Origin of the sequence: Shinella yambaruensis (genome assembly GCF_050859155.1) — a bacterium.
Classification (GTDB): domain Bacteria; phylum Pseudomonadota; class Alphaproteobacteria; order Rhizobiales; family Rhizobiaceae; genus Shinella; species Shinella yambaruensis.
The window spans coordinates 255,934-278,859 of record NZ_CP150640.1; the positions used below are offsets into that span (position 1 = coordinate 255,934).

Here is a 22,926-nt window from a genome sequence, read left to right on the forward strand (position 1 = left end):
ATTTAGCCGACCGGGAGGCCCTGGAAAGACTCGATCGTTTCGTCAAGACGCACCCATTCGTGTTTCGATTGCTCGAATACCGACATTGTCGGTGCGGCGAAGGCCGGATAGGCAAACGAGCCGACGGCCACACCGATCCAGGAGGGCGAGGCATCGGCCTTCCAATAGACCGTCGAACCGCAGGCCGGGCAAAAATGCATCCGGACCTTGCGGCCACTGTCGGCAATACGGATGAACTCCGTGGACGGTCCGGATATCTCGACACAGTCGATCGGGTAGAACGCATTGGCGCTGAACGGCGCGCCGGTTCTTCGCTGGCAAGCGAAGCAGTGACACAGGGCGGTCAATTGTGGCGGTTCGCTGAATGTCAGTCTCAGGGCACCACAGGCGCATTGGGCATCGACCATGGAAATTCCTCCCGCTTGCGTGGTCAAATTTTGCTGATTGAGGGCTGAAGCGCAGGTCGGAACCGCGAGTCCTTGCGGTCGACGATGCGAAGGGGCCGAAGCCTGATAGGTTTCAGGCTAGCCGGAACAGCAAAATAGAGCGAGGGAATGCCGAGGTCCAGAGGCTTACGGTCGTTTCTGCCCGTCCGCCTTTCGCGAGACTCATAGGGAGTATAGCGGCCGCACGGTCGGCGGTTCTGAAGGATATCAGATCGCCGACCGTGTCAAACGGTGACCTAGGCCAGCGCGGGCAGCAACTGATCGATGCTTTTCTTGGCATCACCATAGAACATGCGGGTGTTGTCCTTGTAGAACAGAGGGTTCTCGATGCCGGAATAGCCGGTGCCCTGGCCGCGCTTGGAGACGAACACCTGCTTGGCCTTCCAGACCTCAAGAACCGGCATGCCTGATATCGGCGAGTTCGGGTCCTCCTGCGCCGCCGGATTGACGATGTCGTTCGAGCCGATGACGATCACGACGTCGGTGTTGGCGAAGTCCTCGTTGATCTCGTCCATTTCCAGCACGATGTCGTAGGGCACCTTGGCTTCGGCCAGCAGCACGTTCATATGCCCCGGCAGCCGGCCGGCGACGGGATGGATGGCGAAGCGCACGGTCTTGCCGGCAGCCCGCAGCTTGCGCGTCAGCTCGGAAACCGATTGCTGCGCCTGCGCCACCGCCATGCCGTAGCCCGGCACGATGACGATGCTGTCGGCATCGTTGAGCGCGGCGGCGACGCTTTCCGCGTCGATGGCGATCTGCTCGCCGGTGATCTCCATCTGCGGCCCCGTCGTGCCGCCGAAGCCGCCGAGGATGACCGAGATGAACGAGCGGTTCATCGCCTTGCACATGATGTAGGAGAGGATCGCACCGGAAGAGCCGACCAGCGCGCCGGTGACGATCAGGAGATCGTTGCCGAGCGTGAAGCCGATGGCGGCGGCCGCCCAGCCCGAATAGCTGTTCAGCATCGAGACGACGACGGGCATGTCGGCGCCGCCGATGCCCATGATCAGGTGATAGCCGATGAAGAAGGCGGCGAGCGTCATCAGGACGAGCGTCCAGGCGCCCGCGCCGTTGACATAGAGGATCAGCAGGATCAGCGACAGCAGCGCCGCACCGGCATTGAGAGCATGCCCGCCCGGCAGCTTCTTCGCCTTGCCGTCGACCTTGCCGGCCAGCTTGCCGAAGGCGACGACCGAGCCGGTGAAGGTGACCGCGCCGATGAAGACGCCGAGGAACACCTCGACCTTCAGGATCGTGAGCTCGGCGGGTTCCTTGTGGGCGAGGAGCGCGGCAAAGCCGGTCAGCGTGGAACGACCTGCCTCGTCGAGGCCGGCGACATGGGCCGCCTCGATATGGGCGTTGAAGCCGATGAAGACGGCGGCAAGGCCGACGAAGGAGTGCAGCGCGGCGACGAGCTGCGGCATCTCCGTCATCTGCACACGCGAGGCGACATAATGGCCGAGCACCGCGCCGCTGGCGATCATCAGGAGAATGACGAGCCAGTTGCCGACACCAGGCCCGAAGACCGTGGCGACGACGGCGAGCGCCATGCCGACGATGCCGTACCAGACGGCGCGCTTGGCGCTTTCCTGGCCGGAGAGACCGCCGAGGGAGAGGATGAAGAGGACGGCTGCCGCGATATAGGCGGCCGAGACGATACCGATGGTCATGATGCAAATCCCCCGATCACGACTTCTGGAACATGGCGAGCATGCGCCGGGTGACGAGGAAGCCGCCGACGATGTTGATCGTGGCGATCAGCACCGACAGCGCCGAAAGCACCACCACCAGCCCGTTGCTTGATCCGATCTGCAGCAGCGCGCCGAGGATGACGATGCCGGAGACCGCATTGGTGACGGCCATCAGCGGCGTGTGCAGAGAATGCGAGACGTTCCAGATCACCTGGAAGCCGACGAAGCAGGCGAGCACGAAGACGATGAAGTGGCTCATGAAGGCCGACGGCGCGAAGGCCCCGACGATCAGGAGAGCCGCCGTGCCGATGGCGAGCAGTACAAGCTGATTCTTCGTCTCGGCCCTGAAGGCGGCGGCCTCGGCCGCGCGCTTCTCCTCCGGCGTCGGCTCCTTCACCTTCTCCTTCGGTTTCTGCGCGGCGATGGCGGCGATCTTCGGCGGCGGCGGGGGATAGGTGATCGCGCCCTCGAAGGCGACGGTCGCGCCGCGGATGACGTCGTCCTCCATATTGTGCACGATGACGCCGTCCTTGCCGGGCGTCAGGTCCGTCAACATGTGGCGGATGTTCGTGGCGTAGAGTGCCGAGGACTGCGCGGCCATGCGGCTCGGGAAGTCCGTATAGCCGATGACGGTGACGCCGTTGTCCGAGACGATCTTCTGGTCGGCGACCGTCAGGTCGCAGTTGCCGCCGCGCTCGGCGGCAAGGTCGACCACGACGGAACCCGGCTTCATCGCCGCCACCATGTCGGCCAGCCAGAGCTTTGGTGCGTCACGGCCGGGGATCAGCGCCGTGGTGATGACGATGTCCATCTGCGGGGCCAGTTCGCGGAACTTGGCCAGCTGCTTCTCGCGGAACTCCGGCGAGGACGGGGCGGCATAGCCGCCGGTCGCCGCACCGTCCTGTTGCGCACCACCGTCGAAGTCAAGATAGACGAACTCGGCGCCCATGCTCTCGATCTGCTCGGCCACTTCCGGCCGCACGTCGAAGGCATAGGTCTGCGCGCCGAGCGAGACGGCGACACCGATGGCGGCAAGGCCCGCGACGCCCGCGCCGATGACCAGCACCTTGGCCGGCGGCACCTTGCCGGCGGCGGTGATCTGGCCGGTGAAGAAGCGGCCGAAATGGTTGCCCGCCTCGATCACCGCGCGGTAGCCGGCGATATTGGCCATGGAGGACAGCGCGTCCATCTTCTGCGCCCGGCTGATGCGCGGCACCATGTCCATCGCGATGACGTTCGCGCCCTTCGAACGGGCAAGCTCCAGAAGCTCACCGTTCTGGCCGGGATAGAAGAACGAGATCAGCGTCTTGCCTGCCGACAGAAGATCGACTTCCGCCGTCGTCGGCGGGCGGACCTTGACGATCACATCCGACGCCGCGACCAGCGCAGCCGCATCCGCGACCACCGTCACCCCGGCGGCGCAATAGGCCTCGTCCGATATGCCCGCTTTCTCGCCTGCGCCCGCCTCAACGAAACACACATATCCAAGCTTTCGAAGCTGAACCGCACTGTCAGGCGTCAGCGAAACGCGCGACTCTCCAATGGCCAGCTCCCTGAGAGCTCCAACCTTCTGTCCCATTTCTCTTCCCGGCAGAGCCGGCCTCTTGTGTAGGCATGTGTTCCGAAAATCGCCGAGAGGTGATCGCGCAGCGGTGTGCCCCCGGCGATGCTTGCCGGCATCTTTCCAGCGAAACGGCGATCACGGATGACGCGAAAACGCCGAGCGCGGGGCCACGCAAGCTGTCCCTTACCGGCCTGCCCTAGTGAGCAACCAGAATGCCCTTGGCCTCGAAGATGTCGCGGATCTTGCGGACATAGCCGTGATAGTCCTTGTTCTCGTGTATCCGGCTCCACTGACGGGGGCGGGGCATGTCGATATTGAGATCAAGGTCGACCCGGCCCGGGCGGGGCGACATGACCAGCACGCGGTCCGCCAGGAACACCGCCTCGTCGATGCCGTGGGTGATGAAAAGCACGGTGTTGCCGAGCCGCATCCACATGGCCTGGAGATCCATGATCATCTGTTCGCGCGTCAGCGCATCAAGCGCGCCGAACGGCTCGTCCATGAGCAGGAGACCGGGCTCCTGGATCAGCGCACGGCAGATCGCCACACGCTGGCGCATGCCGCCGGACAGTTCCGAAGGATACTTGTTGCCGAACCCTTCGAGCCCGACCTGGGCCAGCAGTTCCTCCGCGCGGCTACGGTATCGCGCAACATCCAGCCTCTTGATCTCGATGGGCAGCAGAATGTTTTCGAGCACGGTGCGCCAATAGAGCAGAAGATCGGACTGGAAGACGACGCCGATCTTGGGATGCGGTTTGTTGATGGTCTCCCCATCGATAGCGATCGTGCCGGTCGATGCGCCCGTCAGGCCTGCCAGCAGCGAAAGGAGCGTGCTCTTGCCGCAGCCGCTCGGGCCGACCACGGCGACAAAGGTGCCGGGCTCGAACTTCAGGTCGATCTTGTCGAGGGCCACGACATCTTCGTCTTCACGCGTCTTGTAGATCTTCGAGAGCCGGGCGATGTCGACCGCCGCACCCGCCTGGATAATAGCATTCATGGGATTACCTCATTGAATCTTCATTGCTTCGCCAGCCGCGGGCGGCCTGCTTACTTGGTGTCGCGCTTGTAGGTGACGCGGCTCTCGACGAAGTCGATGACGAAATAGAGCATCACGCCCAGGCCGGAGATGGCGACGACGGTCGCGAAGTTCAGCGTGGTATCGAACAGGGAATTGGCCTGGAGCTGCAGATAGCCGAGGCCGCGTTCGGCGGCGACGTATTCGCCGATGACCGCCCCGATGACGGCAAGCGACACCGCCACCTTGAAGCCACCGAATATGTTCGGCAGCGCGGCCGGCAGGCGCACCTTGAAGAAGGTCTGCCATTCGCTGGCGCCCATGGAGCGGACGAGGTTGACGAGGTTCTTGTCCAGCGCCTGGAGACCGACCACCGTTGAGATGACGATGGGAAAGAACGAGATCAGAAAGGCGAGCGTGATCTTCGGCGCCCAGCCATAGCCCAGATACAGCACCAGCAGCGGTGCCAGCGCCACCTTCGGCACCGTCTGCAGCGCGACCAGGATCGGATAGATGGCACGTTCGAACGCGCGCGAGTAGAAGATCGCGAGCGCCAGGGGAATGCCGACGAGCACGCCCATCGCAAATCCGGAGACGACTTCGAAAAGGGTCACATAGGCATGGCTGGCGAGCAGAGGAAGCTCGTTGACGATACGCGTCGCGATGGCCACCGGCGTCGGCAGGACGAATTCCGAAAGTCCGGAAAGCGGAACCAGGACCTGCCACGCCCCAAGCAGCAGGGTTGCGAGAATGATCGCCGAATAGCGTTCGAGCCATGGCCCCCGCGATTTCTTCCTGCGCATGGCCTTATCCTGTTTTGACTGGGCGCGATCGGCGCCGAATACATTCGTGCTCGCCACCTTAGCCTCACTGTGTCAGAAGTTCGTTGGTAAAGAAGGTCGATGCCGGCTTGGGGTCGCCGATCTCCTCGGCGCTGCTGACGAGTTTCAGCGCATCGACGACCGCCTTCTCTTCGATCCAGCCGAGCGGCGTGCCGCTCGTCGGTGCATGGATCGATGCCGACGTCGCCTCGATCTGCTGCTGGATGACCTTGTCGGAGGGACCGGCCTGCCAGACCGCCTTGAGGGCCGCCGTCGCACCCGCCGGATCGGCTTTCGTCATCTCGATCGCCTTGGCATTGGCGGCGAGGAAGCTCTTCAGGGCAGCGCCCCGCTTGGCAATGCCGCTGTCGCTCACGACCACGGCCATGCCGGGGATGGCAAGGCCGTATTCCACCATGTCGAGCGTCGGGAAGGTCTGGCCGGTCTTGTCTTCAAGCACCGGCAGGTCATTGGTCTTGTAGACGCTGACCACGTCGACCTGGCCCTGCAGGAACTGCGGCACCCGCGACTGGGAATCCATCTGGACCTTCGAGACCTTGCCGCAATCGACCTGGTTGATTTCGCAGAAGGCGTCGAGATAGGACGTGCCGGTTTCCCCGACGGCATGGGCGATGGTCTTGCCCTCCAGATCCTTCGGCGTCTTGACCGGCTTTTCGGCATGCGAGATCAGGGCGATCGGCGTTTCCGGCTGGTAGAGCGCGACGATCTTGACCGGCATGCCCTTCTGGATGGCCGAGATGGCGAAGATCCCGGGCAGGATGACCGCGTCTTCCTGGCCCTGGATGAGCGAACCGAGCGCGGCCTGCGAGCCGGCGCCTTCGCCGAGCTTCAGGGTGATGCCGGCATCCTTGTAGACGCCCTTCTGCTCGCCGAGATAGAAGAAGCCGTATTCGCCCTTCAGCTTCCAGCTAAAGCGGACCTTCACCTCCTCGGCCATTGCACCCTGGCTCGCCACAAGCGTGGCGATGGCGGCTGACGCGACGAGTGCGGCTCCGCGAATGACACGTCTGACATGCATCATTTCACTCCTCCCTAGCGGACGCCCGCTGGCGTCCCGTTGGCTTCCTGCCTCATTCATTCCCCAAGGATCGAACCAGGGCCTCCTACCCGTTAGCTCAATTCTTGATCTCATAGTGTGATCACACATTGGGATTGTCAAGTAAAGAATCTGAGAGAGATCACATGTTGTTGCCCATGACGCACGCGCACGGCCGAAAGCCTCGCACATCGTTCAATGTCCGGAAATCGCTTGTAAATTTTATTCGAACGGCACTGTCACCACCCTCCGTTGCCGGGGCGTGGTGCATGGTGTCGGCGTCCATCGGCAGGCCCCGACGAGGCCGCTCGTCACGTCACGGTGTCGAGGCGAAAATGCTCGGCAACGAGTTTTCTATGGCCGAACGGCTGAGGTCCCTGGCGATGAACACCAGCCATCCGCCCGAGACACCATCCGGCCAGCGCGGCAGGTATTCGGGCGGGTAGACGACATGCTGAACCCCGTGAATGACCACGGGGCGGGAATCGCCCGCAACGGACAGCAGGCCCTTGACCCGCAGGATGGACTGGCCGCGGCTGGCGAGCAGCAATTCCAGCCAGTCGACAAAGGCCGGCCAATCCACGGCGGCGTCGACTTCGACGACGAAGGTCTCGACGCCGGCGCTGTGCCGGCCGAAAAGCGGCCCGTCGGAAACATCGAGGTAGCGCGGGCGCCGGTCTCCGGTGCTCTCGAAAAGCACGCCGGCGCCCGGCATCTTCGCCTTGCTGGAGACGAGCTGGCTGACCGTCGGGTTGATCGCGGCAATGTCATTGCGCAGCGCATCGAGCCGCCAGGGCTCGGCAAGATCGGACTTGGTCACCACCACGCGATCGGCCAGCGCCACCTGCTGGACGGCTTCGGCGAAGCGGGCGATCGTCCCCGCGCCCCCGACGCCATCGACCGTGGAGACGATCGTGCCGGCGCGGTAGCCGCGCCTCAACCGCAGATCGCTCATCACCGCCTGCATGATCGGCGCGGGGTCGGCAAGTCCCGTCGTCTCGACGACGACGCGGCGAAAGGGCTCCACCTCCCCACGGCGCACCATCTCGAACATGTCGGCGAGCGTCGAGACCAGATCGTCCCGTACGGCACAGCACAGGCACCCCGAAGACAAGAGCACGGCGTCTTCGGACACTTCGCGCACCAGGAGATGATCAAGGCCGACCTCGCCGAACTCGTTGATGACCACAGCCGTGTCGGCGAAGTCCGGTTCGCCGAGCAGATGGCGGAGAAAGGTCGTCTTGCCGCTGCCGAGGAAGCCCGTCAGGACATGGACGGGAATACGATCATCCAGCGCGGGAGCGGCAGGCTGCACGGTCAGGCCACCTCGAAGATCGCGTCGATCTCCACCGGCACGTTTCGCGGCAGCGAGTAGCAGCCGACCGCCGCGCGGGCATGGCGCCCCGCCTCACCAAAAACCTCGACCATCAGATCGGATGCGCCATTGATGACCTTCGGATGGTCCTTGAAATCCGGTTCGGCATTGACGAAGCCGCCCAGCCGGATCACGCCGACGACGCGGTCGAGATCACCGCCGAGCGCCTCCTTGAGCTGGGCGAGGATGTTGACGGCGCAAAGCCGCGCTGCCGCCTGGCCGTCCTCGACCGAAAAGTCGGAGCCGAGCTTGCCGGTGAACTTGTCCCTGCCGCCCTCGGCCGGCACCTGTCCGGAAATATAGACCTGGCTGCCATGGCGGCGCGCCGGCACATAATTGGCCAGCGGTGCCGTCGTCGTCGGCAGCACGATGCCCAGGCTCGCCAGTTTGTCGTCGATCTTTCCCACCACGATGCGTTCCTCCCCGATCATTTTAGTAGTCGAATTGCAGCTCCGGCCCGTGCGCGAAGGGCAGTTCCAGCCCCTGCGGGCCGGCGACGCTGAGCAGGGCCTTGCAGGTGGTGCGGATGTCGTGGACGATGCCCTTCTTGGCCGCCGCGGCGTTCTTGTCCTTGAGGGCTGCCAGGATGTTCTGGTGGTCCGACGCATTCCAAGGCATCGAGGGGATCAGCAGCGACATATACATGGTCGGGCCGAACTGCAGCCAAAGCGACTCGATCAGCGGCATCAGGACTTCGCTGTCCGCTGCCTGGTACAGCGTGAAATGGAATTTCTGGTTGGACGACAGGCAGTTCAGGATGTCGCGCTTTTCAATGGCCACCAGAAGCTGCTTGTTGATCGCCGACAGCTCGTCCGCCAACCCGGCCGGATCCTTTTTCACGGCGAGCTCGGTCGCCATGCCCTCCAGCATCTCCCGGATCGTAAACAGCTCGGTCAGTTTTTCGGGCCGCAGCCTCGGCACGCGGACCGAACCGCCCTTGGTTTCCTCCAGCGCATTGGCAGCAACGAGGCGGCTGAGCACTTCGCGCACCGGCATCGGACTGGTCCCGAGCCCGACAGCCAGCTTGCGCAGGCTCATCACCTGTCCCGGCAGAAAGGCGCCGACCATGAGCCCACGGCGCATGTAACGAAGGACATGCTCATGGACATGGCCGCGTGCCGGCTTTTCGGCAGCGTCGCTGTTGACTTCGTTTTCCGGCTTCTTGATCGGCATCTTGTCTTCAGACTCCGTCATCTCGTCTTAAATCCGCGATCCGCCAGAAGGCCAATCCCGCCACACCGCCCGTCTGCCCCAGGGGTTGACAGGTCAAAATTTGTGATCTCACATTGTGATCAATAAACGACTTTTCTCAAGACGGCAACCTTTAACTGTCCTGCCGCTCCGCAGACGCCAGCCGACGGAAAAGTCGCCCTGAGACTCCGATGGGAGAATGAGACATGACTGCGACCGTTTCCGACCAATCCGCCTTGCGTGCCCATATCGACCGCGCCGCCGGTCTCGGCCGCTATGTGCTGCGCAACGTGCGGCTTCACACGGCGACCACACGGGCGGACGCTGCCGATGCCGCAGACAGCGCGTTCTTCCTGGCCGATATGAGTGTAGAGAAGGACAGAATATTAGCAATAACGCCTGCACGTCCGCGCACCACCACGGCGGATGACCCGAACCTGTCGCTCATCGACGTCGGCGGGCGCGTCGCGCTGCCGCCCTTCGTCGATTGCCACACGCATCTCGACAAGGGCCACATCCTGCCGCGCACGCCCGCGGCGGACGGGACGTTCGACGGCGCGCTGGCGGCGACGCGCAGCGACCGCACGGCACGATGGTCAGCCGGCGACCTTGGCAGGCGCATCGATTTCGCCCTTCGCTCGGCCTTTCACTACGGCACATCCGCCATTCGCACGCATCTCGATTCGCAGCCGCCGCAGGCCGAAATCTCCTGGCCCCTGTTCACGGAACTCCGCCAGCATTGGCGCGGGCGGCTCGCGCTACAGGCTTCCTGCCTGTTCCCCATCGACATGGCACGGGACGATGCATTCCTGCGCGACATCGCAAAGCGCGTCGCCGATGCCGGAGGGATCCTCGGCGCCGTCGCCTATCCGGTGCCCGATATCGATCACCTGCTCGACCGGATGTTCCGTGCCGCCTCGCATTACGGCCTCGATCTCGACTTTCATGCCGACGAGAGCGCCGACCCGGCCGCCGATGTGCTGTGCCGCATCGCCGAAACGGCCTTGCGCTCCTCTTTCGCCGGCAGGATAGTGGTCGGGCACTGTTGCTCCCTGGCGATGCAGGAAACCGCGATTGTCGACACGACGCTCGACAAGGTCGCGGCGGCCGGCATCACCGTCGTATCGCTGCCGACCTGCAACCTCTACCTCCAGGATCGCAGGAAGGACGGCACGTCGCCACGCTGGCGCGGCGTCACCCTGCTGCATGAAATGAAGCGGCGCGGAATAGCCGTCGCGCTCGCCTCGGACAACACGCGCGACCCGTTCAATTCCTACGGGGACCTGGACATGCTCGATACGTTCCGCCTCGGCACGCGTGCCCTTCATCTCGACCATCCCCACGGCGACTGGATCAAGGCGGTTTCTACGACACCGGCCGAGATCATGCGCCTGAACGGCCACGGCGCCATCGCAGCAGGGCAACCGGCCGACCTGATCCTTTTCGAGGGACGCTCCTGGTCGGAGATCCTCTCCCGGGCGGAGAGCGACCGTATCGTTATCCGAAACGGTTCCCCGATCTCGGCCCCCCTGCCCGCCTATGCGGAACTGGATTCGCTGGAGGGATTTGCGCTTACCTGAAGCACCGGCCCGCCAAGAAAAACCCCGCCTGGTCAGGCGGGGTTCCCCAACATTCCGATCACCTCGAAGCAGATCAGGCCGTCGCGCCGACCTGGTAGAGCTCGACCTTCGTACCATCCGGGTCGGCGATATAGATCGTCAGACCATAGGGACCGTCGTGAAGGTCGGTATAGTAGCGGACGCCGGCTTTCTTCAGCTTCGCATCCATGGCGCGCACATCGTTGACCTCGAAAGCGATATGGTCGAGCTGACGGTGCTCGCGCGTCTTGCCGTGGATGAGGGCGATCCCCTGATGGAAGGCGGTGAACGGGCGGCCGTCGGCGAGCGGCTTGGCCGGGCGGATCGTGAAACCCAGCAGGTTGGTGTAGAAATCGACCGACGTGTCGATATCATCGACCATGATCAGCTGGTGGCCGTAGTTCGTCACGCGCGGCTTGACCTGTTCGCCGATCCAGTAAAGCACTTCGGCTGAGGGAGCGATCTCGCAGAAATACTGCTTCCACACCTGCTTGGCCGTCGCCTCCCAATCCGCATTCACCCCCGAGATGCAGTCATCGACGGCAATGACGTCGAGGTCGCGCAGATAGGCTTCGCGTATGGAGGTCTCCACGCAGGCATTGGTGGTCGCCCCGGTAACGAAGAGATGCTGGGTGCCCAGCATCTTCAGCATCATCTCGAGACGCGTCTCGTAGAATGCGCCGAAACGATGCTTGCGAATGACGAAGGCCGGATCGAAATCCGCAAGATCCTTCAATTCGTCTATGATCTGCTCGTCCCAGGTTCCGGCAAGCGCGGAAACGCGCTTGCGGCGCGCGGTATGGCCGAGCAGCTTTTTCCTCGCGCGGTTGTGGTCGATCGCAAAATGCTCCTGCATCGTCCAGATGACCGGGATGCCCGTGTCCTGGCAACGCTTGATGAGCTTGGCCAGCGGCGGCACGATGGAGGAGAGCCGTTTGGTGTCGACGCCGGAAACACCCAGCGTTCCCTCCTCGTGAATGAACGCATTCTGCAGGTCGATGACCAGAAGCGCCGACTTGCGATAGTCGAGGGTTTCAAGGGCCATCACTTGTGCTCCACCATGTCGATGCCGAGCACGCCGCCGCGGCCCCAGCTATCCTTGGGCGTCTCGTGGATCACCACATGCAGGTGATCCGGCTTGCAGGCGGCCTCTTCGACCATGGCCTTGGTGATGGCTTTCACGAGGTTGCGCTTCTGCTCGACGGTGCGCCCCTCCCACATTTCGACGACGACGAATGGCATTCTATGTCTCCTCTCTTTCAGCGGGCGTGGCGCCGGAGGCCCAGACGGGCACGGCGGACGCAAAGCCCGAAACCAGGTCATTGTCGGCCCGGTCGGCGCCGGAGAGCAGCCAGAGCGGGCGGTTCGAATAGTTCACCAGGACCTGCTCTTCCATGCAGGCCCGGTTGGCCGGATGCGCGGGATCGCGCACGAAGCGGCTCGTCGCCGGCATCAGCCGGATCACGTAAAGCGGCTCCGCATCCTCAAGGCCGCAAAGTGCCTCGGAACCCATCGCCGCCAGCGGGACGGCCCGCGGAACAGGATCTTCTCCGGCGACAGGCACGAGCACAACGGCGCCGGCGAGCGGCGCCACCGGCCAGTACCGGCCTTCCCGGCGCGCATCCAGAAACGCGCGGTATCGACCGGCCTCTGTGAACAGTTCACTGTCCCAGAGGATGATATCGGCCCCGAGCACGTTCCTCGCCGCCTCGACGACGAGGTCGCTCTCGCACAGTTCGAGGAAGGCCCATGGGTCGGTCAAGGCGATGCCGTGGCCCCAGGGATTGTGGATCCCCGACAGTCTCTCCTGGCGGATCGACGCCTTGCGGCCGACGATCCTGGCGACGGCCTTGCGCACCGGCAGTCGCGCCGGTGTCAGCGGGACCCGGCCGGCCAGATCGAGATGGTCGGGGATCGCCACGGTCATGCCGGCACGGTCACGCAACGGCCGCGGCCGTAATGCCGCTCGTCGACCGCGCCGTTTTCATAGACGACCTCGCCGCGGGCGACCGTCATCACCGGCCAGCCCTTCAGGGTCCAGCCCTCGTAGATGCAGGTGCCCTTGCCCGTGTGCTCGACCGTGCGCTCCTCATCAAGATCGACCAGAACGAGGTCCGCATCGAAGCCGACATCGATATGGCCCTTGCGCGGCCAGAGGCCGAAGCGGCGGGCCGGATTGAACGAGTTGAGCTCGACCAGGCGGCTGAGCGGCAGCCCGCGCTGGTGCACGCCGAAGTGCAGCATCAGCGACAGTTCCCAGGGGAAGCTGACGACACCGGGGAACTCCGTCCAGAGATCCTCGAGCTTCTTGGGCAGGAACGGCACATGGTCGGTGCCCAGGCTGTAGACCGAGCCGTTGAGCATGCCGGCCCACAGGCCCTCGAGTTCGTTGCGGTCGCGCAGCGGCGGCGAGATCTTGGCGCGCATGTCGAGATCGTCGTCGTAGCAGGTGCGCGTCAGGTAATGCGGGCAGGTTTCCACCGTGACATGGATGCCGCGGGCCTGCGCTTCGGCGGCGAGGACCGGCCCCATGCCGACCGATGTGTGCACGAGATGCAGGGAGCAACCGGTCTTCTCGGCCAGGAAGATCATGCGCCGGATCGTTTCGACCTCGCAGAAGGCCGGGCGCGATTCCGTGTAGGCGCCGAGGTCCTGGCGGCCGGTCGCGGCGATCTCCTTCTTGATCCACGAGGCGATCTGGGTGTTCTCGCAGTGCACGTTGATCACCGAACCGGGGATCTTCGACAGGATGCGCATGGCGGCGTAGACCCAGCCATCGGTCGCCGGGACGATGCCGATCGGGTTGTCGGGCTCATAACCGAAATAGCATTTGAAGGACTTCACACCGGTCTTGGCGACGATTTCGGGGATTTCGGCGATGTGCTCCTCGCGCTGGATGCCGAAGTGGAAGCCGAAATCGATAACCGCATTCTCCTCCCCCAGCGCCTTGCGCTCCTCGTAGAAGGGCAGGTAGGATTCCTTCAGATTGCGGATGTAGAGCAGCGCCGTCGTTACGCCACCGGAGGCGGCGGCGGCCATCTCGGTCCGCATGTCCTCCGGGAAGGGGAACTTCACACCGAGATGGCAATGCGGGTCGATCAGGCCCGGCATCAGGACCCGGCCCCCGGCATCGATGGTGCGGGTGGCGTCCGGCAGGACCTCGTCCGCCCCGGTCAGCACGATCTTACCGTCCTTGACGGCGACCCCGCCGAAATATTCGCCGTCGTGGCGAACCACGCGGGCGTTCTTGATGACGAGATCCGCCTTCATTGCTTTTGCTCCAATATGCCTTCGATACGCCGGCTGATGCCGGTCCACTGGCTGCGCCCAACGGTGATCGGCGCGCGCGCGCCCATGCCCCGGGCCCAGACCGCCTTCAGCCCGAGTTCACCGGCCGCTTCGCGGTCGATCGTGCCGGGCGGCGCCGCCACATCCACCAGAAACGCATGCTTGGGCAGCAGTTCGAGCTGCGCACGCTCCATCAGGCGCTTGGGAACGCTGCCAATGACGATATCCATCCGGGGCAGGTAGTCAGGCAGCTCCTCCAATGTCAGCGACTGCGCGCCGGCCGCATAGGCCGCGGCCCGCTGCACCGGGTTTCGCGCCGCGACATGGACATGGGCACCGAGCGCCACCAGCGTGTTGGTCAGCAACGAGCCGATGGTGCCCTGCCCGACGAGCATGACGTTCGACTTGTGGATGGTGATCTGCGTGTTCTCGATGATCACCTTGAGCACGCCTTCGACGATGGCGGGGCCGCGCAGCAGCATCAGATCGACATCCCACTCATATTCGTGCAGCGTGATGCCGAGCGCCTCGCAATGCCCCTTCAGATTGGCGTCGGCCCAGCCGAGGATGATGTGGCCCGGCTTGTTCATGCCCGCGAGCATGTCGCGCGTCGGAATGATCTTCTCGGGGCACTTCGGCGCGAACAGCGCGCCCTCCGCCGTAATGCCGGGGATCGGGAAGAGGGCGATGTCGGCCCCCTTCAGCGCGTCGGCCGCATCCCTCGCGTGGTAGACGCCCTCGATGCCCTCGTCCGGCCAGGGGAAACCATAGGCCCGAACGGTCGCGCCGGCCCGCAGGGCACAGCGGGCAATCTCCTGCTCGCGGGCATCCCCGGCGACGACCGCGATGACGGTGTTCTTCCAGCTCATTTCGCCCTCACCTTCTCGATCACCTGCTCCTTGCTCATCCCTGCTATGCCCATCGCCTCGGCGGTACGGCCGCCCTCGCGATAGTTGGCGCCGACCGCGATCTGCGCCAGGCTGTAGAGGGAATGAGCCACCGGCGTCTCGACGCCGGCGATCCGCGCGAATTCAAGGAACGGCAGCAGGCCGTGACCGAAATCCTCCTTGTAGTAGCGGTATTCCAGGGAGTCGGGTCCCTTGATGCGCTTGTTGGCTTCGCCGCCGGCAATTGCCGCCCGGTAGTCGCTGGTGTCGACCACATCCGCTTCCACCGTGCCGAGAAGCTTCATCTCCTCGATCAGGTTCGGCAGGTCGTGCCCGAAAGCCCTGGCGACCGCCAGCCGTTCCTCGTCGAGCTGCTTCATGACGCGGGCAACGCCGGGGGTCATGGCATCGACATAAAAGGTGAAGTTGCCGCCCGTCGCCTCCACCCATGCGGCCGCCAGCACCGCGCCCGGCGGATGCAGGACCATGTTGACGTTGGAAAGGTCCGAGGCGATGACATCGGCAACGGGATCGAGGCCCGGAAAGAGCTTGCCGGCGATCTCCAGAACCTCCGCCCCACCCTTCAGGGCGGCCGCCTTGAGCCGCTTCGCCCGGCCGGAAACCGTCACGCCGTCCGGGCGATACTTGCGGGCCACATAGGTCAGCGTCGAGAACTCGACCACGGCCGGCGCCGCACGCCCGCTGCGCGCGAAGGTTTGCGCAAATTCCAGGGCGCCACCGGTATGGCCCGGATTGAGGATGACGGGGCTGGACGAGGGCCAGCCTGCGGCCGCGAGCGCCGCGGCAATCGGCGAATGCGAAAAGGTCGGCAGTGCCACCACCGCGACATCGACCCCCGCGATCGCCGCCTTGAGGTCGGTGGTGATCAGCGCCGGCCTGGCGACACCCTCGCCGAGCTTGCCTTCATGGGCAACGCCGCCGAGTTTGATGTGCGGCTCCAGCGTTTCGGCCGATCTCGCCCAGAAATGCACGTCGTGCCCGGCCTGGACCAGCTCCGCAACCGAAGCCGCCCCACCGGCGCCTGCACCTAGTACTGCTACCTTCATTCTGTCCTCCTGGGGGAAAGCGTGGGCAAGACCACCTGTCCCCATTCCCGGAGCGGGCTTCAGGTCCCGGCTCCACTGGTTGCTCCTCAACAACTTTGATCACACTTTATGATCACAAATAGAATTGTCAAGCAGAAGAATATGCTTTCGCATGCTCAATTCGCCCGATCGGTGAAGGCTGCTTGCCGCGCCGGGCGAGAACCATACGCCGGTCAAATCCGGACGGATTCTCGCTGGCGCCCACACCGGGATTCGCACTGAATCCATCGCGGATGAGCAGATTTACCGACCCCCGCACACCCGGCAACCAGCGTGATCCGCTTCACCGACTTTCTTCCGGAATATTGTTTCTACCGTATCATCCAGCGGCACGCCCTTTCGGCGCGATCCGCGATGCAGGGGGCCGAGAGGTCCAACACCACCATCATGAACGGCAGCTTTATGATATCCCCTGCAGCGCACGGTGCCCGGAACGAGACCATCCGTCAGACCTTCGACGGCAGCGCACCATTGCTGCGCGGCCACCCTTCAGCCAGGCCGATAGGCCGAGCTTCGACATGCCGCCCCAAAGCGCCCGCTTCTAACAAGGCAGGCTTCAGGGCAGCCTCTCGGCCGCAGCTTGCCTCGGCCGGCGCGGAACGCCGGCCAGACAGGCCCCGGCTCAGTTTCCTTCGTCGTAGAGCGTCGTGGTCGTCTCGACATTCCCGTGGTGGAGACCGGCCCGCACCACCGCGGCGGCGGCCAGTTCGCGGGCCTTGGCGCGGATCGCCGCCTCGTCGACGCCCTGCACCTTGCCGTCGGCATAAAGTGCCTTGCCGTCCACCCAGGTCTGCGTGATCGACGCGGTGGATGCGGAGAAGACCAGCGCCTGCAACGGATCGTAGAACGGCGTCCACTCGATATGGTCGAGGTCGAAGAGAATGAAATCCGCCTTCTTGCCCACTTCGAGCGAGCCGATTTCGTCGTCCCACATCAGGGCCCGCGCCCCTTCGATGGTGGCGGCGCGCAGCGCCTCGCGCGCGGTGAAGACGTCGGGCTTCAACCGCGCATCCTTGAACATCCCGGCCACGACCAGCATCTGCCGCATGAGGTTCATGTTGCCCGCCGCCGACACGCCATCGGTCCCGAGCCCGACCTTGACGCCGGCCTTGACCATTTCGGGATATTTGCCGATGGACGTCGCGCCCTTGCCGAGCTTGAAGGACGAGCACGGGCAGAAGGCGACGCTGGCGCCCCGCTCCGCCAGCAGCCTGACCTCCTCGTCCGATACCGCCGCACCATGGGCGATGACGAGATTCTTGCGGATGCCGCCGGCTTGGTCGACCCGGGTGATCGGCCAGCAGCCATATTTGCTCTCGCAGACCTTGGCCTCCTCGATCGAGGTCGCCAGATGGTAGGTCGTGCCGACACCCAGCTTCTCGGCCAGCGCGACGGCGCCGACATGCAGTTCGAGGCTGCACGGCTCCTTGCCCTCGATGTTCACCCAGCAGCGGGCGCGGCCGTCGAGCGTATTGTTGTAGCGTGTGACGCATTCCTCCAGCACCTTCAGCGCCGTCTGCGCGTCCGGGAAGAAATGATGCTCGGCCATTTCCTCGGTCCAGCCACGCGGCAGCTCGGCCGGCCGGTTGTCCGCGGCATGGCGGCCGGTGATGCCGCGCATGCCGGTCTTTTCCATCGCCCGGATGACGATCCCGGGATCGTATTGCGAGCCCATGTCGAGGAAGCAGGTCGTGCCGCATCGGAGCATCTCCGTGATGCCGAGCAGTGCGCCCCAATATTCGTCCTCTTCCGTGATGAAGGCGTAGAAGGGCTTGGCCCAGTGGAAGACCCAGGCCCGCGTGTTGAGATTGTCGGGGAACACCGCGCGCGAAAGCGTTTCCGACAGATGGACGTGGCTGTCGACGAAGCCCGGGCACATGCCCAGTATCCTGCCGTCGATCACCTTGTCGAAAACCCCGCCCTGGTGGCGCGTCTTGATCTCATCCGCCGCTCCGATGTCTGCGATGCGGTCGTTCTCGATCACCACGCTGGCATTGCGCAGCACCGTGTCGTCCTTGTCGACCGTGAAAGCGAAGTTCAGATTTTCAATCAGCGTACGCATGCGGCTCCACCCAATGCTTCAACACGTTTCCCTCCCGATCGCCCGCCGCGCGAGATGGCGGGCGACATTCATGGCGGCCGGGCAGGACACCGGCCCGGCCGCCGTAGCGCCCTCAGGCGACGGCCTGTGCCTTCACGCCCTGCCTGGCGGTGCCGCAGACGATAAGCTTGTCCGTGTTCGTGTAGTCGGACAGGAGTTCCGATCCGTTCGACGTCACAAGCAGCATGTCCTTGTTCTGCATGCCAAAGCCGTAGCCGGTGTTGTAGCAGAGCGGCTCGAAACCGAGGACCATGTTTTCCTCCAGCGGCGCGTCGCTGCCCGGCTTGCCGAGCACCGGCGTGAGGCCGAGATAGGGATCCTCATGGAGATGAAGGCCGATGCCGTGGCCGACGAAGGAGATCGGCGGCAGGTCGAGCTTGGCGAGCTTGGCGATGAACGCGTCGTAGATCGCGCGGCAGCTGGCGCCCGGCTTCACCTTCTCCATGATCTCGTACTTGCATTCCACCAGATGGGCCCAGATCTTGTCGGCCATGGGCGGCGCTTCGCCGACGATGGCCGTCCGGCAGACACCGGCCTGGTAGCCGTCGATGACGGAGAAGATTTCCACGCGGCAGACATCCCCGCGCTTGAGGATGCGGTCGGACGGGCCGACATTCGGCAGCACGCTGCGCTCGCCGGTGGCGACGATGAGGAGCTTGAAATGCTCCGCGCCAAGCGAATAGACGTTGCGCGTCAGGTGCCCGGCAATATCCATTTCACTGTTGCCCGCATCCACCTCCGCCAGTGCGTCGGCAATGGCTTGGTCGGCGATGCGCGACAGTCTGCTGAGCAGCGCGATCTCTTCTGCCGTCTTGATCTGGCGCAGCCGCGCGAGGATCGGCTCGGCGTGCTCGAACCGCGCGCCGGGCATCGCCGCGATCAGGCGGGCGAAATCGCCGGCAGGCAGATAGTCCATCTCGAGGCCGATGCGCGCCTTCGCAAGGCCAAGACCGGAGAGCTGGTCGGCAAGGACCAGCATCGGGTCATCGGAAAACTCCGCCCAGATGCGTGACGGTACGTCGGGCAGGCGCCGCTTGATCGTCGACGCTTCCATATCGACACCGAAAATGGCGCTGCGCCCGTCGGCGGTGACGATCGTCATCGCGTGGCGATGGCGGATCAGCGGTTGCGACGGAACGACGAAGCCTGCCGTATAGGCAAAGTTCTCAGGCGAGGAGCAAATGATGGCATCGAGCCCATGCTCCGCCATAGCCCTGACCTGTTTTGCAACGATTTCTGCCCGCATATTCTTTCCTCTCTCCTTGCGTTTGCTGGCGGACGCTCAGTCGCGAACGCGATATTTCTCGACCTTGGCAAGATCGACATCGATGCCCATGCCAGGCCCCGTCGGCACGACGATCGCGCCGTCGACGAACTGCATCGGCTCGACCAGAAGGTCGTCCTTGTAGTAGATGCCGCCGACCTGGCCATGCTGCGCCTCGGCCGGCGTCGATACGGGAATGACGCAGGACAAGGTCACCGCCGGTGACGCGGCGGCGAGCTGGACATTGGCGAGGTTGCCGATGCCGGTCTCGATCGATCCGTTGACGTTGCAGAGGATGCCGGCGGCGCGGCAGACCGCGCCCACCTCCATCGCCTTGTAGAGGCCGCCCGCCTTTGTCGTGTAGATCGAGACGATCTGGATACCGCCATTCTGGACGATCTGGATGGAATCATGGGCATTCCAGGCCGATTCGTCGGCCATGACGGGCGCATCGATCCGGCGGCCGACCTCGGCGATCCGCTCGATGCCCATCACCGGCTGCTCGACATATTTGAGCCCGTTCTTCTCCATCTTGCGCACGGTCTGCACGGCCTCGCCCGGCGTCTTGTAGCCCTCGTTGGCATCGACGCAGATCTCGACCGCATCGCCGGCGACCTCCCGCACGGCATCGACCATGGCAACGTCCCGCGCCGGATCGACGCCGATCTTCACTTTGATCGTCCTGACGCCTTCCGCGACCAGCTTGGCGACCTCGGACCGCGCCTCTTCGATGGAGATCAGGCCGATGGAATGGGTGACCGGCACCCGTTCGCGCGCCTTGCCGCCGAGCAGGGTGTGCACGGGAACGTTCAGCCAGCGGCCGGCAAGATCATAGGCCGCAAACTCGACCGCAGCCTTCGAATAGGGATAACCACGGATGATCGCATCCATCCGGGCATGCAGTTCCGCGAAATTGCCGAGTTCCAGCCCGATGACCGCGGGCGCGAGATAGGTGTCGATGACCGCGCGGGTGATCATGGCGGATTCGCCGAAATAGCGGCCGAACTCCCCGCCCCAGTCCTTGAGCGCCGGCGCCTCGCCCCATCCGACCCGGCCGTCGCTATCGGTCATCCTGACCATGACGTAGCGGCCGATGACCTCGGTGAGGCCCGCCCACTTGTGCTCGCGCCGCGTGGGCAATTGGACAATCAATGTTTCGATGGACTTGATCGTTGGCACTGGCTCCACCTTCTCCTTGTCGTCGCAGACATCTCGTTGTAGAATGCGATCATCTATTGTGATCACACTTTATGATCATGATTTGGAATGTCAAGGATGGCCGGATCGATTTTTTGCACCGGCAGGCGGGAGGGAAAACATGATCGTTGAAGCGACCAACTACTTCGCCAGGGAGGGCCTGGCCGACGCGGTGCTTGAGCAGCGCCGCAAGGCAAGCGAGATCAGGCGCGGGCTCGGGCTCGAGCCAGGGCTGATCCTCGTCAAGCTGGAAGGAGACGGTCCGGATGTCCGCTGGGAGTGCAGGTTCGCGTCCAGAGCAGCATATGAAGCCGACCGGGCAGCCAGGGCCGCGTCCCCGGACTTCGAGGAAGCACGCAGGGCCATGCATCGCCTGCTGGCAAAGTTCGAACGGCACGTCAGCCAGGAAGCCGACGCGGTGCAGAACCGCTGAGATCCTCGCCTCTGCACCGGAGAGCGCCATTTTGGGTGACGGCGTGTAAACCCGCAAAGACGGGTGCAGATATCGCCGCCCATTGCCTTTGCCCGTCCACCCTGAAGGACACGCCGCATCGTCCAGCGCCGAATGCACGCCTTCACAGAGCTGCCCATGACAAAATTATCGCTTCCTCATCTGTCACGACAGGCAGGCATGCTTCGGCGATCGCACTTGCCGCCGAAGCACTGAGGCCGGTGCGGTATCCACGGCAAGCCGGTCGTCCCATGCAAATCTGGCCAGTTCAGCAACGGCCTTCGAGGAGAGGGCAGGCCCTTCGCATGGAAACTTCTTCGAAGGCCAAAACACCCATCCGTACGGCGCGAGTGAGCAGCATCGCTTCGTCCTCACCGCAGGTGGTCAGCCGTTCGGCGAAAGAGCAGCATTTCTGGGTTTCGCGAGATCGCCGGCACCCGGTCCAGACAAGCCCTAAGGGCTTACAATATTTCAGCTTTTTTTAACACCCAGCCGGGTAATCTACGGCAGTCTCACAGGAGACGCTGAAGAGCGCACGCAGACCAGTCCATGGCGAATAAGCTGCAGTGCGCGAGCGGTTTGACCATTCTTTTCCGCCAAAACAACACCGCCCGCAAAACCTTTAATATGCCGGATAACGTTGCCTTATCGCTCGTTGTGCGCATTATGAAGAAATGAGCCGAATCGACGACCGCAATAGCGAACTTCATCCTCCGCAGACCTCTGCACCGCCGCACAGCGCGCCGGCTGTCGACGGCATGGCCACCGCCGTTGCCGCGCCGTCCGCCTCCCCTGCCCTGCCGGCCCACCTGCAGGACCTCACCGAACGTGCCCGATCCTATGTCGAGGCCGCCAGCGCCGCCAACACGCGAAAGGCCTACGCCTCCGACTGGAAGCACTTTTCCGCCTGGTGCCGCCGGCAGAACGTTTCCCCCTTCCCTGCGGACCCGCAGGTCGTCGGCCTCTACATCACCGCCTGCGCCTCCGGCACGGCAGAGCGCGGCGGCAAGCCGAACACCGTCTCCACCATCGAGCGGCGCCTTGCCGCGATCGGCTGGAACTGCGCGCAGCGCGGCCAGCCCCTCGACCGCAAGGACCGCGCCATCGCCACGGTCATGGCCGGCATCCGCAACCGCCATGCCGCCCCGCCGCGCCAGAAGGAGGCCCTGCTTCCCGAGGACCTCATCGCCATGCTGGAGACGCTCGACCGCGGCACGCTGCGGGGCCTGCGCGACCGGGCCATGCTGCTCGTCGGCTTTGCCGGCGGCCTGCGCCGTTCGGAGATCGTCGGCCTCGACCTTGGCCGCGACCAGAGCGAGGACGGCCGCGGCTGGATCGAGATCTTCGACAAGGGCGCGCTGGTGACGCTGCGCGGCAAGACGGGCTGGCGCGAGGTCGAGATCGGCCGCGGCTCGTCCGATGCCACCTGCCCCGTCGCCGCGCTGGAAACCTGGATCCGCTTTGCCAAGATCGCCCGTGGCCCCCTCTTCCGCCGCGTGACGGGCCGGGGCAAGGCCGTCGGTCCGGACCGGCTCAACGACCAGGAGGTGGCGCGCCTCGTCAAGAAGGCGGCGCTTTGCGCCGGGGTGCGCGGCGACCTGCCGGAGGCCGAGCGGATGCAGGCCTTCGCCGGCCACTCGCTGCGCGCCGGGCTCGCCTCCTCGGCCGAGGTCGACGAGCGCCATGTCCAGAAGCATCTCGGCCACGCCTCGGCCGAGATGACCCGCCGCTACCAGCGCCGCCGAGACCGCTTCCGCGTCAACCTCACTAAGGCCGCCGGGCTTTAGCCGAGGGCTGGCCCGGTTCGAAGTTTTATGAGCCTCCTATCGCCGGCATTAGGGCGTCGGCTCGAACCACCCAGGAAAGCCCCCTGC

At 64.3% G+C, this 22,926-nt stretch carries 21 protein-coding genes; 3 read left to right on the plus strand and 18 right to left on the minus strand.

The features are described 5' to 3' along the window. Positions 1 to 2: 2 nt before the first annotated feature. From WMC41_RS27065 to WMC41_RS27105, 9 genes are all read right to left on the minus strand, one after another. The gene (locus tag WMC41_RS27065) at positions 3 to 407 is read right to left on the minus strand and encodes a GFA family protein (RefSeq protein WP_432349406.1); all 405 of its coding nucleotides are present in this window, start codon (positions 405 to 407) and stop codon (positions 3 to 5) included. Between the two features lie 275 nt (positions 408 to 682). Next, complete coding sequence (locus WMC41_RS27070) at positions 683 to 2,116, minus strand: NAD(P)(+) transhydrogenase (Re/Si-specific) subunit beta (protein ID WP_432349408.1); 1,434 nt, start codon at positions 2,114 to 2,116, stop codon at positions 683 to 685. Between the two features lie 16 nt (positions 2,117 to 2,132). Then, the gene (locus WMC41_RS27075; protein ID WP_432349409.1) at positions 2,133 to 3,716 is read right to left on the minus strand and encodes a Re/Si-specific NAD(P)(+) transhydrogenase subunit alpha; all 1,584 of its coding nucleotides are present in this window, start codon (positions 3,714 to 3,716) and stop codon (positions 2,133 to 2,135) included. Positions 3,717 to 3,897: 181 nt separating this feature from the next. Further along, positions 3,898 to 4,698, minus strand: coding sequence for an ABC transporter ATP-binding protein (locus tag WMC41_RS27080; RefSeq protein WP_272808249.1), 801 nt, complete (start codon positions 4,696 to 4,698; stop codon positions 3,898 to 3,900). A gap of 50 nt (positions 4,699 to 4,748) precedes the next feature. After that, positions 4,749 to 5,519 carry an ABC transporter permease gene (locus WMC41_RS27085; RefSeq protein WP_244770655.1) on the minus strand — a complete coding sequence of 257 codons (771 nt, stop codon included), beginning with the start codon at positions 5,517 to 5,519 and terminating at the stop codon, positions 4,749 to 4,751. Between the two features lie 64 nt (positions 5,520 to 5,583). Then, positions 5,584 to 6,579, minus strand: a complete 996-nt coding sequence (locus tag WMC41_RS27090; RefSeq protein WP_432349410.1) for an ABC transporter substrate-binding protein — start codon at positions 6,577 to 6,579, stop codon at positions 5,584 to 5,586. A 331-nt stretch (positions 6,580 to 6,910) separates the two neighbouring features. Beyond that, positions 6,911 to 7,909 carry a CobW family GTP-binding protein gene (locus tag WMC41_RS27095; RefSeq protein WP_432349411.1) on the minus strand — a complete coding sequence of 333 codons (999 nt, stop codon included), beginning with the start codon at positions 7,907 to 7,909 and terminating at the stop codon, positions 6,911 to 6,913. A 2-nt stretch (positions 7,910 to 7,911) separates the two neighbouring features. Beyond that, complete coding sequence (locus WMC41_RS27100) at positions 7,912 to 8,379, minus strand: RidA family protein (protein WP_244770658.1); 468 nt, start codon at positions 8,377 to 8,379, stop codon at positions 7,912 to 7,914. Positions 8,380 to 8,401: 22 nt separating this feature from the next. After that, positions 8,402 to 9,142 (minus strand): GntR family transcriptional regulator, encoded by a 741-nt coding sequence (locus tag WMC41_RS27105; RefSeq protein ID WP_432349412.1) that lies wholly within the window; start codon positions 9,140 to 9,142, stop codon positions 8,402 to 8,404. Positions 9,143 to 9,366: 224 nt separating this feature from the next. Between WMC41_RS27105 and WMC41_RS27110 the strand changes: the two genes are divergently transcribed. Further along, positions 9,367 to 10,740, plus strand: coding sequence for a cytosine deaminase (locus WMC41_RS27110; protein ID WP_432349413.1), 1,374 nt, complete (start codon positions 9,367 to 9,369; stop codon positions 10,738 to 10,740). A 73-nt stretch (positions 10,741 to 10,813) separates the two neighbouring features. Here the strand turns inward: WMC41_RS27110 and WMC41_RS27115 are convergent, their stop codons facing one another. The 9 genes from WMC41_RS27115 to WMC41_RS27155 all read right to left on the minus strand — a co-directional run bounded on the left by WMC41_RS27115 (position 10,814) and on the right by WMC41_RS27155 (position 20,583). Next, positions 10,814 to 11,803 (minus strand): isochorismatase family protein, encoded by a 990-nt coding sequence (locus WMC41_RS27115; RefSeq protein ID WP_432349414.1) that lies wholly within the window; start codon positions 11,801 to 11,803, stop codon positions 10,814 to 10,816. Beyond that, positions 11,803 to 12,000, minus strand: a complete 198-nt coding sequence (locus tag WMC41_RS27120; RefSeq protein ID WP_018431063.1) for a 2-hydroxymuconate tautomerase — start codon at positions 11,998 to 12,000, stop codon at positions 11,803 to 11,805. Before WMC41_RS27120 ends, WMC41_RS27115 begins: the two co-directional genes overlap by 1 nt. Before the next feature lies 1 nt (position 12,001). After that, the gene (locus tag WMC41_RS27125) at positions 12,002 to 12,703 is read right to left on the minus strand and encodes a resolvase (protein WP_432349415.1); all 702 of its coding nucleotides are present in this window, start codon (positions 12,701 to 12,703) and stop codon (positions 12,002 to 12,004) included. Continuing rightward, positions 12,682 to 14,028, minus strand: a complete 1,347-nt coding sequence (locus WMC41_RS27130; protein ID WP_432349416.1) for a dihydroorotase — start codon at positions 14,026 to 14,028, stop codon at positions 12,682 to 12,684. Before WMC41_RS27130 ends, WMC41_RS27125 begins: the two co-directional genes overlap by 22 nt. Next, positions 14,025 to 14,915 (minus strand): dipicolinate synthase subunit DpsA, encoded by an 891-nt coding sequence (locus tag WMC41_RS27135; RefSeq protein WP_432349417.1) that lies wholly within the window; start codon positions 14,913 to 14,915, stop codon positions 14,025 to 14,027. The genes WMC41_RS27130 and WMC41_RS27135 overlap by 4 nt, the downstream gene beginning before the upstream one ends. Next, a complete protein-coding gene (locus WMC41_RS27140) occupies positions 14,912 to 16,000 on the minus strand; it encodes an NAD/NADP octopine/nopaline dehydrogenase family protein (protein ID WP_432349418.1) in 1,089 nt (362 codons plus the stop codon). Before WMC41_RS27140 ends, WMC41_RS27135 begins: the two co-directional genes overlap by 4 nt. A gap of 661 nt (positions 16,001 to 16,661) precedes the next feature. Continuing rightward, positions 16,662 to 18,101 (minus strand): amidohydrolase family protein, encoded by a 1,440-nt coding sequence (locus tag WMC41_RS27145; protein ID WP_432349419.1) that lies wholly within the window; start codon positions 18,099 to 18,101, stop codon positions 16,662 to 16,664. A 112-nt stretch (positions 18,102 to 18,213) separates the two neighbouring features. Then, entirely contained in the window at positions 18,214 to 19,386 is a 1,173-nt protein-coding gene (locus WMC41_RS27150) for a M24 family metallopeptidase (protein WP_244770667.1), read from the minus strand. A 36-nt stretch (positions 19,387 to 19,422) separates the two neighbouring features. After that, positions 19,423 to 20,583: a mandelate racemase/muconate lactonizing enzyme family protein gene (locus WMC41_RS27155; protein WP_244770668.1), complete on the minus strand. Its 1,161-nt coding sequence runs from the start codon at positions 20,581 to 20,583 to the stop codon at positions 19,423 to 19,425. Between the two features lie 139 nt (positions 20,584 to 20,722). Here WMC41_RS27155 and WMC41_RS27160 point away from each other — a divergent pair, with 139 nt between their 5' ends. Together WMC41_RS27160 and WMC41_RS27165 are read left to right on the plus strand one after the other, a co-directional pair. Further along, on the plus strand, positions 20,723 to 21,034 hold the full coding sequence (locus WMC41_RS27160; RefSeq protein WP_272808262.1) for a hypothetical protein: 312 nt from the start codon (positions 20,723 to 20,725) through the stop codon (positions 21,032 to 21,034). Positions 21,035 to 21,726: 692 nt separating this feature from the next. Next, a complete protein-coding gene (locus WMC41_RS27165) occupies positions 21,727 to 22,839 on the plus strand; it encodes a tyrosine-type recombinase/integrase (protein WP_432349420.1) in 1,113 nt (370 codons plus the stop codon). Positions 22,840 to 22,926: the final 87 nt, after the last annotated feature.

Bases quoted from the DNA above. Each gene is read 5' to 3' on its own strand.
- WMC41_RS27065 (WP_432349406.1), bottom strand. From the start codon at position 407: ATGGTCGATGCCCAATGCGCCTGTGGTGCCCTGAGACTGACATTCAGC.
- WMC41_RS27070 (WP_432349408.1), bottom strand. From the start codon at position 2,116: ATGACCATCGGTATCGTCTCGGCCGCCTATATCGCGGCAGCCGTCCTC.
- WMC41_RS27075 (WP_432349409.1), bottom strand. From the start codon at position 3,716: ATGGGACAGAAGGTTGGAGCTCTCAGGGAGCTGGCCATTGGAGAGTCG.
- WMC41_RS27080 (WP_272808249.1), bottom strand. From the start codon at position 4,698: ATGAATGCTATTATCCAGGCGGGTGCGGCGGTCGACATCGCCCGGCTC.
- WMC41_RS27085 (WP_244770655.1), bottom strand. From the start codon at position 5,519: ATGCGCAGGAAGAAATCGCGGGGGCCATGGCTCGAACGCTATTCGGCG.
- WMC41_RS27090 (WP_432349410.1), bottom strand. From the start codon at position 6,579: ATGATGCATGTCAGACGTGTCATTCGCGGAGCCGCACTCGTCGCGTCA.
- WMC41_RS27105 (WP_432349412.1), bottom strand. From the start codon at position 9,142: ATGCCGATCAAGAAGCCGGAAAACGAAGTCAACAGCGACGCTGCCGAA.
- WMC41_RS27110 (WP_432349413.1), top strand. From the start codon at position 9,367: ATGACTGCGACCGTTTCCGACCAATCCGCCTTGCGTGCCCATATCGAC.
- WMC41_RS27115 (WP_432349414.1), bottom strand. From the start codon at position 11,803: ATGGCCCTTGAAACCCTCGACTATCGCAAGTCGGCGCTTCTGGTCATC.
- WMC41_RS27120 (WP_018431063.1), bottom strand. From the start codon at position 12,000: ATGCCATTCGTCGTCGTCGAAATGTGGGAGGGGCGCACCGTCGAGCAG.
- WMC41_RS27130 (WP_432349416.1), bottom strand. From the start codon at position 14,028: ATGAAGGCGGATCTCGTCATCAAGAACGCCCGCGTGGTTCGCCACGAC.
- WMC41_RS27135 (WP_432349417.1), bottom strand. From the start codon at position 14,915: ATGAGCTGGAAGAACACCGTCATCGCGGTCGTCGCCGGGGATGCCCGC.
- WMC41_RS27140 (WP_432349418.1), bottom strand. From the start codon at position 16,000: ATGAAGGTAGCAGTACTAGGTGCAGGCGCCGGTGGGGCGGCTTCGGTT.
- WMC41_RS27145 (WP_432349419.1), bottom strand. From the start codon at position 18,101: ATGCGTACGCTGATTGAAAATCTGAACTTCGCTTTCACGGTCGACAAG.
- WMC41_RS27150 (WP_244770667.1), bottom strand. From the start codon at position 19,386: ATGCGGGCAGAAATCGTTGCAAAACAGGTCAGGGCTATGGCGGAGCAT.
- WMC41_RS27160 (WP_272808262.1), top strand. From the start codon at position 20,723: ATGATCGTTGAAGCGACCAACTACTTCGCCAGGGAGGGCCTGGCCGAC.
- WMC41_RS27165 (WP_432349420.1), top strand. From the start codon at position 21,727: ATGAGCCGAATCGACGACCGCAATAGCGAACTTCATCCTCCGCAGACC.